The sequence below is a fragment of the Streptomyces sp. NPDC041940 genome, from assembly GCF_055589465.1.
This window is the reverse complement of the sequence record NZ_JBVJBP010000004.1, coordinates 159,619-173,674: the sequence shown is the minus strand read 5'-3', so window position 1 is coordinate 173,674 and position 14,056 is coordinate 159,619. Positions and strand designations below refer to the sequence as shown.

The 14,056-nt window shown below is 72.4% G+C and carries 12 protein-coding genes; 6 read left to right on the top strand and 6 right to left on the bottom strand.

Features of this window, described 5'->3' with window-relative positions:
• Window positions 1-109 precede the first annotated feature (109 nt).
• Both ACZ6I3_RS10090 and ACZ6I3_RS10085 read left to right on the top strand, forming a co-directional pair.
• Window positions 110-1,114, top strand: a complete 1,005-nt coding sequence (locus tag ACZ6I3_RS10090; protein ID WP_469413386.1) for a hypothetical protein — start codon at window positions 110-112, stop codon at window positions 1,112-1,114.
• A gap of 39 nt (window positions 1,115-1,153) precedes the next feature.
• Window positions 1,154-1,777 carry an HAD family hydrolase gene (locus ACZ6I3_RS10085; RefSeq protein ID WP_469413384.1) on the top strand — a complete coding sequence of 208 codons (624 nt, stop codon included), beginning with the start codon at window positions 1,154-1,156 and terminating at the stop codon, window positions 1,775-1,777.
• Here ACZ6I3_RS10085 and ACZ6I3_RS10080 read toward each other — a convergent pair.
• On the bottom strand, window positions 1,756-2,004 hold the full coding sequence (locus tag ACZ6I3_RS10080) for a hypothetical protein (RefSeq protein WP_469413381.1): 249 nt from the start codon (window positions 2,002-2,004) through the stop codon (window positions 1,756-1,758). The two genes, ACZ6I3_RS10085 and ACZ6I3_RS10080, sit on opposite strands and share 22 nt — an antisense overlap.
• A gap of 164 nt (window positions 2,005-2,168) precedes the next feature.
• Here ACZ6I3_RS10080 and ACZ6I3_RS10075 point away from each other — a divergent pair, with 164 nt between their 5' ends.
• Window positions 2,169-2,552, top strand: coding sequence for a cold-shock protein (locus ACZ6I3_RS10075; protein ID WP_189729237.1), 384 nt, complete (start codon window positions 2,169-2,171; stop codon window positions 2,550-2,552).
• Between the two features lie 5 nt (window positions 2,553-2,557).
• On the opposite strand, the gene ACZ6I3_RS10070 is transcribed toward ACZ6I3_RS10075, so the two are convergent.
• From ACZ6I3_RS10070 to ACZ6I3_RS10055, 4 genes are all read right to left on the bottom strand, one after another.
• The gene (locus ACZ6I3_RS10070) at window positions 2,558-3,406 is read right to left on the bottom strand and encodes a 1,4-dihydroxy-6-naphthoate synthase (RefSeq protein WP_469413380.1); all 849 of its coding nucleotides are present in this window, start codon (window positions 3,404-3,406) and stop codon (window positions 2,558-2,560) included.
• Entirely contained in the window at window positions 3,396-4,013 is a 618-nt protein-coding gene (locus tag ACZ6I3_RS10065) for a futalosine hydrolase (protein ID WP_469413378.1), read from the bottom strand. Before ACZ6I3_RS10065 ends, ACZ6I3_RS10070 begins: the two co-directional genes overlap by 11 nt.
• A gap of 62 nt (window positions 4,014-4,075) precedes the next feature.
• Window positions 4,076-4,549: a DUF2771 domain-containing protein gene (locus tag ACZ6I3_RS10060; protein ID WP_382828588.1), complete on the bottom strand. Its 474-nt coding sequence runs from the start codon at window positions 4,547-4,549 to the stop codon at window positions 4,076-4,078.
• A gap of 61 nt (window positions 4,550-4,610) precedes the next feature.
• A complete protein-coding gene (locus ACZ6I3_RS10055) occupies window positions 4,611-6,011 on the bottom strand; it encodes an MFS transporter (RefSeq protein ID WP_469413376.1) in 1,401 nt (466 codons plus the stop codon).
• Window positions 6,012-6,273: 262 nt separating this feature from the next.
• On the opposite strand from ACZ6I3_RS10055, the gene ACZ6I3_RS10050 reads away from it, so the two are divergent.
• The 3 genes from ACZ6I3_RS10050 (at window position 6,274) to ACZ6I3_RS10040 (ending at window position 11,545) form a co-directional block, all read left to right on the top strand.
• Window positions 6,274-7,203, top strand: a complete 930-nt coding sequence (locus ACZ6I3_RS10050) for a DUF3027 domain-containing protein (RefSeq protein ID WP_469413375.1) — start codon at window positions 6,274-6,276, stop codon at window positions 7,201-7,203.
• Window positions 7,204-7,304: 101 nt separating this feature from the next.
• A complete protein-coding gene (locus tag ACZ6I3_RS10045; protein WP_469413374.1) occupies window positions 7,305-10,466 on the top strand; it encodes a sacsin N-terminal ATP-binding-like domain-containing protein in 3,162 nt (1,053 codons plus the stop codon).
• A 170-nt stretch (window positions 10,467-10,636) separates the two neighbouring features.
• Window positions 10,637-11,545, top strand: a complete 909-nt coding sequence (locus tag ACZ6I3_RS10040) for a hypothetical protein (RefSeq protein WP_469413372.1) — start codon at window positions 10,637-10,639, stop codon at window positions 11,543-11,545.
• Between the two features lie 8 nt (window positions 11,546-11,553).
• Here ACZ6I3_RS10040 and ACZ6I3_RS10035 read toward each other — a convergent pair whose 3' ends face one another.
• Window positions 11,554-13,947, bottom strand: coding sequence for an HAD-IC family P-type ATPase (locus ACZ6I3_RS10035; protein ID WP_469413371.1), 2,394 nt, complete (start codon window positions 13,945-13,947; stop codon window positions 11,554-11,556).
• Between the last annotated feature and the right edge of the window lie 109 nt (window positions 13,948-14,056).

Sequence of the window (14,056 nt, the reverse complement as noted above, 5' to 3'; positions counted from 1 at the left end):
GGGCCGCGTCTTCCGGACGCCGGGCGGGCCGGGTTTCGCCGACCCGCCGGTCCTCGCGATACCGTCGTCCGACGGCGTCAGCCAACGCACCCGCCCCGGAGGGGACTTCGTGGGGATTGAGAGCGACCAGGTCGTTTACGAGTATCTGAGCCGTGTCGGCGACGTGGCCCAGCAGCGGCAGTTGTCCTCGGCCACCCGGATGCGCCTGGTCGCGGACCTGCGCAACGAGATCGACCGGAGCCGGGCGAAAGCCACCGTCGACTCACCCGCCGCCGTCCGCCGCATCCTGACCCGCCTGGGCAGCCCCGACGAGGTCGTGACGGCGGCAGCGCAAGGCACCGGCGGTGCGCCGCGGAACGCCGCCCCCGCCCCCGCCCCCGCGTCCGTGCCCGTGCAGCGTGCCGCCGAGCCGGAGGAACGGGCGAAGGGGATGCTGCGGCGGGTCGTCCCGCGGCCCCGCCCGGCGCGGCCCGCCGAGGAGTCGCACCCGGCGCCCGCCGAGGGCCCGGCCCCGCCGCACCTGGCCGCCGGGCACGAACTCGGCGACAGCGTCGTCCAGCCCGACTGGTGGCGGGTGGACGGCAGCCCGTTCGGTGTGGGCGAGGAGGTGCCGGGCTTCGTGGGCGGCGTGGAACTGCCGGACCTGCTGAAGCCGCCGCAGCCGAGGAAGCAGGAGCCGGAGAAGACGGCCGCCGAGGAGGCCGAGCCCGCCGTCGAGGAAGCGGCCGGGACCGGCGCCCGTCGCCGCCGCCTCCCCCGGCTGCCCTCCGCCGGCAACTGGAGCAACCCGCTGCTCCTCGCCGCCGCGGGGCTGCTCGTCGCGGGCGCCGTGCTCGGCAACTGGTTCGTGCTGCTCCTCGGCTGGCTCATCGCCTACGCCTCGCGCCGCCTGACCCAGGCGGAGACGAAGTGGGCGGTCATGGTCCTGCCCGGGCTCGCCGTCACGTCGGGCCTGGTCTGGCTCTGGGGCAGGATGAACGGCCGCTGGGGCGCTCCGATCGCCGAGGGCCACATGAACGACGCGGTCTCCGAGACCTGGCCCTGGGTGGTCCGGGGCGCGGCGGTGGCGTCGGCGTTGTTCCTGCTGTGGCGTTCACAACGGCAGAGGCCGTAGGCACCGGGGGGACGTCTGCCGTCACCCGCCCTGGGCACAATGGCCCATATGGCACTCACCGTCGGTTTCGACCTGGACATGACCCTCATCGACTCCCGTCCCGGCATCCGCGCCTGCTACCAGGCGCTGTCCGAGCGGACGGGGACGTTCATCGATGCCGATCTGGCGGTCACGCGGCTCGGGCCGCCGCTGGCCGAGGAGCTGATCAACTGGTTCCCGGCCGCGGAGGTCGCGGACATGGCCGATCTGTACCGCGCGATGTACCCGTCGATCGCCATCGCCGCGACCCCCGCGATGACCGGCGCCGCCGAGGCCATCGCGGCGGTACGTGAGGCCGGAGGGCGCGCGATAGTCGTCACCGCCAAGTACGAGCCCAACGCCAAGCTGCACCTCGCCCACCTCGGCATGGAGCCCGACGCGGTGATCGGCGATCTGTGGGCCGAACAGAAGGCGGAGGCACTGCGCGAGCACGACGCGGCCGTCTATGTCGGCGACCATGTCGGAGACGTGCGCGGCGCCCGGACGGCCGGCGCGCTGTCCGTCGCGGTGGCCACCGGCCCCTGCCCCCCGGAGGAACTGCGCGCCGCGGGCGCGGACGTCGTCCTCGGCGACCTGACCGAATTCCCCGGGTGGCTTTCGGACTACCGCCCCGCGCGCGCCTGACGCCGTCCGGCCGCCACGGAACGCAGTACTCCCGCGCCGGCCATCAGGAAACCGATAGCCATGAGCATGCTCAATCCGAACATGTACGTCGGAAAGGGCGCCGTCCCGAGGAACAGCGGGGCGACCGTGACCAGTGTGGCCACGGCGCCGATGAAGAAGACGATGGCACCGGCACGGACCAGACGGTCACCGGGCGCGGCGGAATTCGTTTGGGTTTTGTCACGCACCCGACCAGGGTAGTTCCCAGCCCGAAGGAACAACCCGGTGACGTCTTGTCACCGGCCTGAAGAGCACTAGCCTTGGTACCGGCGGGTCCGTGCGGCCCGCCCGAGTGCTATCAAGACCCGTTTCCAGAAGCAGTTTTCCGACGAGTACGAGGACGAGGACAGACGTGCCTACCGGCAAGGTCAAGTGGTTCAACAGCGAGAAGGGCTTCGGCTTTCTCTCCCGCGACGACGGCGGTGACGTCTTCGTCCATTCCTCGGTCCTCCCCGCCGGAGTCGAGACGCTCAAGCCCGGTCAGCGAGTGGAGTTCGGCGTGGTCGCCGGGCAGCGCGGCGACCAGGCACTGTCCCTGACGATTCTGGACCCGACCCCCTCCGTCGCCGCGGCGACGCGCAAGAAGCCGGACGAACTCGCCTCGATCGTCCAGGACCTCACGACCCTGCTGGAGAACATCACCCCGATGCTGGAGCGGGGCCGCTACCCCGAGCGCACCTCCGGCAAGAAGATCGCCGGCCTGCTGCGGGCGGTCGCCGACCAGCTGGACGTGTAGGCCCGTCAGGGAAATCGCAGCGCGTTCGGGCCGAGGGGCGGTACGAGTCCCTCGGCCGCCGCGCGTGTCAGCAGTCCGCGTACGGCCGCGTAGCCGTCCTCGCCGAGAGCGGCCGTGAACTCGTTGACGTACAGCCCGATGTGCTGGTCGGCGACGGCCGGGTCCATCTCCTGGGCGTGCTCCATGACATACGGGCGGGACACCTCGGGGTCGTCCCAGGCGGCGCGCACGGACGTCCGGATGGAGTCGGCGAGCAGCCGCAGCTTCTGCTCGCCCAGCGACCGCTTGGCGATGATCGCGCCCAGCGGGATCGGCAGCCCGGTGGTGTGCTCCCAGTGCTCGCCCATGTCGGCGAGCTTGTGCAGGCCGTAGCCGGCGTACGTGAAGCGCGCCTCGTGGATCACGAGCCCCGCGTCGACCTTCCCGTCCCGCACGGCCGGCATGATCTCGTGGAACGGCATGACGACGATCTCGCCGACCCCGTCGGCCAGGGTGTCGGCGGCCCAGAGCCGGAACAGCAGATACGCGGTGGACCTCTCGCTGGGCACGGCGACGGTGCGCCCGGTGAGGTCGACGTCCGCCTCCCGCGTCAGCACCAGCGGCCCGCAGCCCCGCCCCAGGGCGCCACCGCAGGGCAGCAGCGCGTACTCGTCGAGGACGTACGGCAGCACGGCGTACGACACCTTCAGTACGTCGAACTCGCCGCGCTCGGCCATGCCGTTGGTGACGTCGATGTCGGCGAAGGTCACGTCGAGGGCGGGGGCGCCGGGGACGCGGCCGTGGGCCAGGGCGTCGAAGACGAACGTGTCGTTCGGGCAGGGGGAGTACGCGATCTGCAACTGGTCACTGGTCATGCCGGTTCCAACTCTCCAGCACGGGCACGAGCTTCCCGAAACCCTCGGTCAGTGCGGCCAGCGCGTCGGGGATGCGCCAGGCGGCACGGTCACGCGGCCCGACGGGATTGGAGACCGCCCGGATCTCCAGCACGGGCACCCCGTGCGCGCCGGCGGCCTCGGCGACACCGAAGCCCTCCATGGCCTCGGCCAGAGCGGTGGGGTGCCGCTCGCGGAGCGCGGTGGCCCTGGCGGCCGTCCCCGTCACGGTCGACACCGTGAGCACGGCCCCGGCACGGGCCCCGGCGGCGTCGGCGACCCGCCGTACGAGGTCCCCGGGCGGCCGGTGACGTACGGTCCCGAACCCGAGCTCGGTGACCGGCACGAACCCGTCGGGCGTCTCGGCCCCCAGATCGGCCGCGACGATCTCATCGGCCACGACCAGCGCCCCCACGGGCGCCTCCGGCTGGAACCCGCCCCCGATCCCGGCGGAGACCACGAGATCGTAGGGGGTGCCCCGGAGAGCGGCGGCGGTGAGAACGGAGGCGGTGGAGGCGGCGGCCAGGGCGGGCCCGACACCCACATCGATCACCTCGATGCCGCTACCGCCGTGGGAAGCCCGGGCCACCGCGTCCCTCTCCACAGGAACAGCGGTGGCGATCAGCACCCTGCCCAGCCCAGCGGCAGCGATTACGCGTCCTTCTCCAGCTTGAAGTTCCACAGGCCGGACGTGTCCTTCTCGCCCTCCTTGATGGAGACCAGCGTCGAGTCGCCCTGCGCGCCGTACTGGGCGTTGAAGAACACGCTGCCCGGGATGGTGCGGTACGTCTTCGTGCTGGCGTCGGTCAGCGGCTGACCGTTCATCAGGATCGTCCAGCCCTTGTCGGCGATCTCCGGGTCGACACCGAAGCGCACGGTCTCGTCCGGGTCGACCGAGATGGACTTGATGCCCTTGTCCTTCAGGCACTGCGTGAGGTCGGCGGGCTTCAGGGCGTCGCCCTCGCCGCCACAGGTGGCCTCGGAGTTCACCGAGTCGCTGCCCACGGTGACCGTGGCGATCGGGGTCGGCTTGTCACAGGCCGACAGGACGAGCAGTCCGGCGGATACGACACCGACGACAGCGACGGCGCGGCGGCGTCGCACTACGGATTGCAACGTGTTCATGGGCGAAGGTTATCGGGCACACGACCGGGAGTGCCCACGCGGGGTACGGCGTGCCCGGCGGCTACGCCACACGCGGCCGCGTCGCACCACCGCGCCGGGCCGAGCCGATCAGCCCCCGTACGGTCGTCAGCCACCCGGTGCCGACGATCGCCGCGCCCACCGCCAGCCCGACCGTGCCGTTGAGCGGCAGCGCGAGGCCGATCGCCCCGCCCAGCACCCAGGCCATCTGCAGCAGTGTCTCGGAGCGGGCGAAGGCCGAGGTCCGGACCAGTTCGGGCACGTCCCGCTGGATCAGCGCGTCCAGGGACAGCTTGGCCAGGGCCTGGGCGAAGCCGGCCATCGCCGCCAGACAGGCCACCAGGACCGCGCTGAAGAACACCGAGGCCAGCACCGCCACGCCCACCACACACGCCACCACCGTCACGATGATGATCTCCGGGGCCCGGGAGCGCAGCCACGCCCCGACCGCCGTGCCGAGCGCGTTGCCCGCGCCCGCCGAGACGCCCACGATCCCCAGGGACACGGCGGCGCTCTGGCCCGAGACCGGATGCTCGCGGAGCAGGAAGGCCAGGAAGAAGATCAGGAAGCCGGTCAGACAGCGGATGGACGCGTTGGCGGCCAGGGCGTGGGTGACGGCCGGGCCGACCGTGCGCAGCCCGGGGCGTTTGACGGGCCGGCGGTGCGGGCCGTGCAGATGCTGCTCGTCCGCGGCCAGCAGCGCGGTGTCCTCGCCCTTGGCGGAGTCCACCTTGGGCGGCAGCGTGAACGACAGGACCGTCCCCGCGATGAAGAGCACGAAGGCGCCGTAGAGCGGCCAGCGTGGTCCGATCTGCTGGAGTCCGGCGCCGATCGGGGCGGCGATGCCGGTGGCGAGGAGCCCGCCGAGGGTGACCCGCGAGTTGGCCTTCACCAGGGAGAAGCGGGGCGGCAGCAGCCGGGGCACGACCGCGCTTCTGACCACCCCGTACGCCTTCGACGAGACGAGGACGCCGAGCGCCGCCGGGTACAGCTCGATCCCGCCGGTGACGACGGCGCCGGACAGCACGATCGCGAGCAGCGCCCGGGCCAGCATCGCGCCGGCCATGGCCGCCCGGCGGCCGTGCGGGATGCGGTCGAGGAGGGGGCCGATCACCGGCGCGAGGAGCGTGAAGGGCGCCATGGTGATGGCGAGGTACAGCGCGACACGGCCGCGGGCCTCGTCGGTCGGGACGGAGAAGAAGACGGTCGAGGCGAGGGCGACGGTGACCATGACATCGCCGGCGCCGTTCACGCCGTGCAGCTCGATCAGCTTGCCGAGGCCGGACTCGCCGGCGCCGTGCGCGTGGGTGGCCTTGCGGATGCCGCGGGCGGTTCCGGTCACCGGGAAGTGCAGGGCACGGCCGACCGCGCGGAGGGAGCCGCGCATACGGCCCGGTCCGCTCAGTCGGCTGCTTCCCTTGACGGGCGTCTTCGCGGCTGCCACGACGTCATAGTGCCCCGAGAAGGCTGTGGGTAGTGCCGTTACCGCTTGTATAGGGCCTGTGGGGTGACTGTCGGGCGACTGTCCGGTCACCTGCTCATGGCACCGTCGGTGTACGCGACGTGGGGCGGAAGGGTAGCGTGCGTATCTCAGCCATCCCGCAAAATGGATGAAGGACGTCGACGCGGTCCCCCGGTCCGCTCCGTCCGCCCCGGCGCTGGGAGTGGCGCACTCGTCAGACGGCGTATGGAGAGAAGCGATACCTGTGAGCGCAGCGACAACGCGAAGCCGCACCCCTGACCGTCTGTGCGCCGAGGCCGTCGACCTCGCGCGCGCCGCAGCCGAGGAGGCCGCGGCGCCAGGGATCGTCGGCGAGCACGTGGGGACGGTCTCCGAGGGAGACCGCGTTGTCACACACTTCTTCGAATGCCGGGAGCTGGGGTACCGGGGCTGGCGCTGGGCCGTGACCGTGGCCCGGGCGTCCCGGGCGAAGATCGTCACGGTGGACGAGGCGGCGCTGCTGCCCGGCCCGGACGCGGTGCTCGCGCCCGAGTGGGTGCCGTGGAGCGAGCGGCTGCGCCCCGGTGACATGGGGCCGGGCGATCTGCTGCCCACGGACGCCGAGGATCTGCGTCTGGAGCCCGGCTACTCGGGCGAGGACGAGCCGGCGCCCAATTCCCCCGTGTCGCACGAGATGGCCGACCTGGTGGAGGCGGAGGACGCGGACGTCACCGCGGGACCCCCGTCCGGTTTCCTCCCGGCCATCCCGTCCCGCGGCTCCATCACCGGACTGGCGGAGGAACTCGGCATGCGCCGGGCCCGCGTCCTGTCCCGCTACGGCCTGTACACCGCGGCCGACCGCTGGGAGGAGGCGTTCGGCCCCAAGACCCCCATGGCCCAGTCGGCCCCGGCGGCCTGCGTCACCTGCGGCTTCCTCGCCCCCATCGGCGGCTCCCTCGGCCAGGCCTTCGGCGTCTGCGCCAACGAGTTCTCCCCGGCCGACGGCCGCCTCGTCTCCCTCACCTACGGCTGCGGCGGCCACTCCGAGGCCGCGGTCATGCCCCGCCCCCCGCAGCCGCCCTCCCCGGTCATCGACGAGACCCGCGTCGACCCGTTCCCCCTGCGCCCGGCGCCGGACTCGGGCTCGGTCGAGGCGACGACGGACGAGAGCACGGAGGAACTGGGCCACTCGTAGGGGCCCGCGCGTTCCGGAGCCGGTAGCGCCGGGCGGGCACGCACCCCCCGCTCCACAGGCGGTACCTTCGTCCTCACGTCGACGAGGAGAAGGTACGGAACGTGAGCAGCAAGTTCGTGCGGCCCGCCGCTGAGGGGGCCGATCCGTTCGGTACCGCCCGCCTGCGCCGCGGTGTCCTCGACTCCTGGGCCACCAGCCCCGCCCGGTTCCGTGAGGACGCCAACGCCGAGGAGGACCTGGTCCTCGGCGGCTACCGGGACCGGCTCGTCGTCGAGCTCGCCCAGAACGCCGCCGACGCCGCGGCCCGGGCCGGAGTACCGGGGCGGCTGCGGCTCACCCTGCGGGACGGCGTGCTCGTCGCCGCCAACACCGGGGCACCCCTGGACGCGGCCGGTGTCGAGTCGCTGTCCACGCTGCGGGCGTCGGCGAAGCGGGAGAACCAGGAGCAGGCCGTCGGACGCTTCGGCGTCGGCTTCGCCGCCGTCCTGTCCGTCACCGACGAGCCCGCCGTCGTCGGCCGGCACGGCGGGGTGCGCTGGTCCCTCGCCGAGGCCCGGGACCTGGCCGCCGAGACCGCCCGGCACAGCCCCGGGCTCGGGGACGAGGTCCGGCGGCGCGACGGGCACGTACCGCTGCTGCGGCTGCCGTTCGCCGCCGAGGGCACCGCCCCCGCCCCGTACGACACCGCCGTCATCCTCCCGCTGCGCGACGACCCCGCCGCCGATCTCGCCGAGCGGCTGCTGCACGCCGTGGACGACGCGCTGCTGCTCGCCCTCCCCGGCCTCGAAGAGGTCGTCGTGGAGGTCAACGGGGAGAGCCCCAGGACCCTCACCCGCCGTACCGACGGGGCCTTCACCGTCGTCGACGACTCCGAGGGCGGCGTCACCCACTGGCGCACCGCCGTCGCGCACGGCCCGCTCACCCCCGAACTGCTCGCCGACCGGCCCCTCGAGGAGCGGTTGCGGCCGCGGTGGTCCGTCACCTGGGCCGTGCCCGTCGACACTGACGGCAGCCCGGCCCGGCCCCGCACCAGCCCGGTCGTGCACGCCCCCACGCCCAGCGACGAGCCGCTCGGCGTCCCGGCCCTGCTCATCGCCTCGTTCCCGCTGGACTCCACCCGCCGGCACGCCGCCCCGGGACCGCTGACCGACTTCCTCGTCCAGCGCGCGGCCGACGCGTACGCCGAACTCCTCGGCGCCTGGCGGCCGGTGACCGCCGGGATCATCGGCCTCGTGCCCGGCCCGCTCGGCAAGGGCGAGCTGGACGGCGCCCTGCGCCAGGCGATCCTGGAGCGGCTGCCGCGGACTGCGTTTCTCCCGCCCGCCCACCCGGCCTTCCTACCGCCTGCCGCCGAGCGCCGTGAGCAGGAGGAGGGCGACGACGACCTGCCCGACTCCCTGCGGCCCCGGGACGCCGAGATCGTCGAGGGCGCGGGCGCGGACACCGTGCGGGTCCTCGCCGAGGTGCTGCCCACGCTGCTGCCCGGCGGTCTCGAACGGCGCGCCGAGCTGCGGACCCTGGGCGTCGCCCGTGTCCCGCTGACCGACGCCGTCGACCGGCTGGCCGGGCTCGAGAAGGACCCCGGCTGGTGGCGGCGGCTCTACGACAGCCTCGCCGGGGTGGACCCCGACCGGCTGTCGGGCCTCCCCGTGCCGCTGGCGGACGGCCGTACGACGATCGGCCCCCGGCAGGTCCTCCTGCCCGGCGCGGAGGCCGCCCGTATCGACCCCGAGGTGCTGGCCCGGCTCGGCCTGAAGGTCGCCCACCAGGACGCCTCCCACCCGCTCCTGGAGAAGCTCGGCGCCCTTCCCGCCACCCCGCGTGCCGTGCTCACCACCCCGCAGGTACGGGCCGCCGTCGCCGCGTCCCTGGATGACGAGGGCGGGGTGAACTGGGAAGAGGACACCCTCGACGCCGACGAACTGGCCGACACCGTGCTCGCGCTGGTGCGCGACGCCGGCCTGGAGCCCGGCGACGAGCCCTGGCTCGGCGCCCTCGCCCTGCCCGACGAGGATGGCGAACCGGCCCCCGCCTGCGAACTCGTCTTCCCCGGCAGCCCCTTCGCCCAGGTGATGCGCGAGGGCGAACTCGCCGCCGTGGACACCGAACTGGCCGACAGGTGGGGCGAGCAGCCGCTCGCCGCCTGCGGGGTCCTGGCGAACTTCGCGCTCGTCCGCGCCACCGACGTCGTTCTCGACCCGGACGAACTGGAGCCCCGCGAGGGCGACTTCGCCGAGCCCGACGACGCCGGCCTGCTGGACGCCGTCGACGTGTGGTGCGAGGACATCCTCGACCGCTTCCCCGACAGCCCGGTCCCGCCGGTCGCCACGGAGATCATCGCCGTACGGGACCTGGACCTGGTCGACGAGGACAAGTGGGCCCAGGCCCTGGCCCTGCTGTCGCAGCCGCCCTTCCGGGACGCGATCGTCCAGCCCGTGCGGATCCTGCTGCACGACGGCACGCACGAGGTCGTACGGCCGTACGCGGCGTGGTGGCTGCGCGGGAACCCGGTGCTCGACGGCCGCCGCCCGGCCGGTCTGCGCGCCGCCGGCGGCGACCCGCTGCTGCGCGGGCTGTACGACGAGGCCGACGCGACCGGTTTTGAAGATGAACAGGTGCTGCGGGCCCTGGGGGTTCGCACGTCCGTCGCCGCGCTGCTGGACGAGCCCGGCGGAGCCGCCGAGCTGCTCGACCGGCTCGCCGAGCCCGAGCGCGAGGTGGCGGACGCCCAGCTGCACGCCCTGTACGGGGCCTTGGCGGATCTGGACCCCGAGCAGGTGACCCTGCCGGACGAGCTGCGCGCGGTCGTCGACGGCCGGGTGGAGGTCGTGGACGCGGCCGACGCCGTGGTCGTCGACTCGCCCGACCTCCTCCCCTTCACCTCGGGCGTCCCGCTGCTCCCGGTCCGCCCCTCCCGGGCCGCCGATCTGGCCGAGCTGTTCCAGGTACGGCGCCTCAGCGAGTCCGTCACCGGGGAGGTCACCTCGGAGGGCGTGGAGCACGACGTCCCGGAGCCGGTGCGGGTGCTGCTCGGCCGGCTGACCCCGGCGTCCTACGTCGAACACGAGGAACTCGTCGTCGACGGCGTGGAGATCGACTGGCGGCTGACCGACGACGGCGTCCTGCACGCCGCCACCCTGGAGGGCGTCGCCGCGGGTCTGGCCTGGGCGGCCGGGCAGTGGCCGCGACGGTTCGAGGTGGCGGCGCTGATGGAGGATCCGTCCCGGACGGAGGAGCTGTCGCGGGACCGGTGGTTCGACTGAGGCTCAGGGGGCTCGGGCGGCTGGTGAAAACTTCCGCACAAAGTTTTCACTCGTCGTACAACCATGCGCACTCGTCGCGTATCTGATCACGTGAGTCAACAGACTCCACGATCACTTGGGCCCCAGGAGCCGACGACGAGCGCCGGGGTCCCTCTCCACCTGGAGAATGCATGCGCATCCGAGCCACCGTGGCCGCCGTCACCGGCGCCCTGGCCCTGTCCGCCTTCGCCGTGCCGGCCGCGCAGGCCACCGAGCCGAAGGTTCCCGCGGACATCGCCGCCGCCAGCGAGGTCGTCCACGCCGACTCCGGCCGCTCGGCCTTCGTCGGCGCCGTGGACGGCGAGCCGTACGCCCTGAACGCGACCTTCTCCTCGGTCAAGGTCAACAACGGCAAGAACATCTCCGCCGGCACCACCAACCTGGTGAAGGTGCCCGTCTCCTTCAAGCTGACGCACGGCGCGGACGTCGACATCCACGCGGACGACTTCTTCGCGGGCATCGAGCTGTACCGCGGCGCCTCCTTCGAGGACTCGGCCTTCTTCTTCGACAGCAACGACGCGAGCTGCACGGACTCCTCCGCGACCGTCGCCAACTGCAAGGCCACCGTCGAGATCGACCCGTTCGCGCTGCTGAACGAGGACGCCGGCTCCTGGAAGGCCGCAGGCTTCGCGGTCGCGTTCAACGGTGAGGACCCGGAGAACCCGAACCTGGACGAGGTCGGTGTCGCGGTGACGGACCCGACCAACTCCTTCAAGCTCCAGCGCTTCTCCAAGCAGACGGTCAACGCCTCGCCCGAGCCGGTGAAGAAGGGGAAGACCATCACGGTCACCGGCAAGCTGTCCCGCGCCAACTGGGACGACAACAAGTACCACGGCTACACCAACCAGTCGGTGAAGCTGCAGTTCCGCAAGAAGAACTCCAACACCTACACCACGGTGAAGACCATCAAGTCGAACTCCACCGGTGAGCTGAAGACCACGGTCAAGGCCTCCGAGGACGGCTACTTCCGCTACTCCTTCGCGGGCACCACGACCACCCCGGCGGTCAACGCCACGGGCGACTTCGTCGACGTGAAGTAGAACCGGCGCTACGCGGGAACGCGGCGGTCCACCCACCTCCACGCGAGTTCCAGGGCGGCCGCCGCCACCGCCGCGATGCCGACCGCGATCCACGGCATCGTCATGCCGACCAGCTTCAGCGCGAAGAAGTGCTGGAGCCACGGCACCACCAGGACCAGCAGGAACGCCCCGGCCATCGACGCCACCAGGGCGACGCGCCACCAGGTGTAGGGGCGGGCGATGATCGCCAGGACCCACATCGAGATGAGGAAGAGCGTCAGCGTCGCGGCGCTGGTCTCCGCGTCCAGCGCGTCCGCGCCCGTGTAGTGCTCCCGGGCGATCAGATACGTCGCGAAGGTCGCCGCCGCGGCCACCACCCCGCCCGGGATCGAGTACCGCATGACCCGCCGGACGAAGTTCGGCTTCGCCCGCTCCTTGTTGGGCGCGAGCGCGAGGAAGAACGCCGGGATGCCGATCGTCAGCGTCGACAGCAGGGTCAGGTGGCGCGGCAGGAACGGGTACTCGACCTGTGAGCAGACCACCAGGACGGCCAGCAGCACCGAGTAGACCGTCTTGACGAGGAACAGCGTCGCCACACGCGTGATGTTGCCGATCACCCGGCGGCCCTCGGCCACCACCGACGGCAGCGTCGCGAAGCTGTTGTTCAGCAGCACGATCTGCGCCACCGCCCGGGTCGCCTCCGAGCCGGAGCCCATCGCCACGCCGATGTCGACGTCCTTCAGGGCCAGGACGTCGTTCACCCCGTCGCCCGTCATCGCGACCGTGTGCCCCCGGGACTGCAGCGCCCCCACCATGGTCCGCTTCTGCTGCGGGGTGACCCGCCCGAACACCGTGTTGTCGTCGAGGGCCCGGGCCATGCCGTCCTCGTCGGCGGGCAGCCGGCGGGCGTCGACGGTGGTGCCGGACAGCCCGAGCTTGGCGGCGACCGCGCCGACCGACACCGCGTTGTCGCCGGAGATGACCTTGGCGCGGACGTTCTGGTCGGCGAAATAGCCCAGGGTGTCGGCCGCGTCCGGCCGCAGCCGCTGCTCCAGGACGACCAGGGCGGTCGGCTTCGCCCCCTGGGTCACCTCGGCGTCGTCGAGGTCGCGTGCGACCCGGGCGAGCAGCAGCACCCGCAGGCCCTGCTCGTTCAGCCGCCCGGTCTCGGCGAGGGCCGGGTCGTCGTCGGGCAGCAGGACGTCCGGCGCGCCCAGCAGCCAGGTGCTCGTCTCCCCGCCGGCCTCGGCGAACGCGGCGCCGCTGTACTTGCGGGCCGAGGAGAAGGGCAGCGCCTGGGTGCAGCGCCAGTGCTCGCCGTCCGGGTAGGCGTCGATGATCGCCTTCAGGGACGCGTTCGGGCGCGGGTCCGACTCGCCGAGGGCACCCAGGACCTGTCGTACGTACGTCTCGTCGGCGTCCTGGAGCGGCCGCAGCTCGGTGACGTCCATGCCGCCCTCGGTGAGGGTGCCGGTCTTGTCGAGGCAGACGGTGTCGACCCGGGCCAGCCCCTCGATCGCGGGCAGCTCCTGCACCAGGCACTGCTTGCGGCCCAGCCGGATGACGCCGATGGCGAAGGCGACGGAGGTGAGCAGGACCAGGCCCTCGGGGACCATCGGGACGATGCCGCCGACCGTACGGGCGACGGAGTCGTCGAAGGCGTTCTCCTTCACGAACAGCTGGCTGATGATCAGGCCGATCGCGGTCGGGACCATCATCCACGTCACGTACTTGAGGATCGTGGAGATGCCGGAGCGCAGCTCGGACTGGACGAGGGTGAAGCGCGAGGCCTCCTCGGCGAGCTGGGCGGCGTAGGCCTCACGGCCGACTTTCGTCGCCTGGAACGCCCCGCCGCCCGCGACCACGAAACTGCCCGACATCACCTGGTCGCCGGGGCGTTTGACGACCGGGTCGGCCTCGCCGGTGAGCAGCGACTCGTCGATCTCGAGGTTGTCGGCCTCCGCGCAGACACCGTCGACGACGATCTTGTCGCCGGGGGCGATCTCGATCAGGTCGTCGAGGACGATCTCGGAGGTGCTGACCTGTGTGGCGTCCCCGTCCCTGCGGACGGTGGGTCGCGCCTCGCCGATCAGCGCGAGGGAGTCCAGGGTCTTCTTCGCCCGCCACTCCTGGACGATCCCGATGCCGGTGTTGGCGAGGATCACGAAGCCGAACAGGCTGTCCTGGATGGGCGCGACCACCAGCATGATCAGCCAGAGGATGCCGATGATCGCGTTGAAGCGGGTGAAGACGTTCGCGCGGACGATGTCGACGGTGGAGCGGCTGCTGCGCACCGGTACGTCGTTGACCTGGCCGCGCTCCACGCGTTCGGCGACCTGAGCACCGGTCAGGCCGGTCACCGGTGAGGTGACCGTCACCGGCCGCGCGGAGTCGAGCCGGGCACCCGCGTCGAGATGCGTCATGCATTCGACGGTACGTGCGGATTTGCCGCTTCACCTGCTGAATGCGGGGAAGATCCGACCTGGGGAGGAGGGGTGTCGTGCCCTGGTCGTACGGCAGTTGTACGCGTCC

Bases quoted from the DNA above. Each gene is read 5' to 3' on its own strand.
- ACZ6I3_RS10085 (WP_469413384.1), top strand. From the start codon at position 1,154: ATGGCCCATATGGCACTCACCGTCGGTTTCGACCTGGACATGACCCTC.
- ACZ6I3_RS10070 (WP_469413380.1), bottom strand. From the start codon at position 3,406: ATGACCAGTGACCAGTTGCAGATCGCGTACTCCCCCTGCCCGAACGAC.
- ACZ6I3_RS10060 (WP_382828588.1), bottom strand. From the start codon at position 4,549: ATGAACACGTTGCAATCCGTAGTGCGACGCCGCCGCGCCGTCGCTGTC.
- ACZ6I3_RS10040 (WP_469413372.1), top strand. From the start codon at position 10,637: ATGCGCATCCGAGCCACCGTGGCCGCCGTCACCGGCGCCCTGGCCCTG.
- ACZ6I3_RS10035 (WP_469413371.1), bottom strand. From the start codon at position 13,947: ATGACGCATCTCGACGCGGGTGCCCGGCTCGACTCCGCGCGGCCGGTG.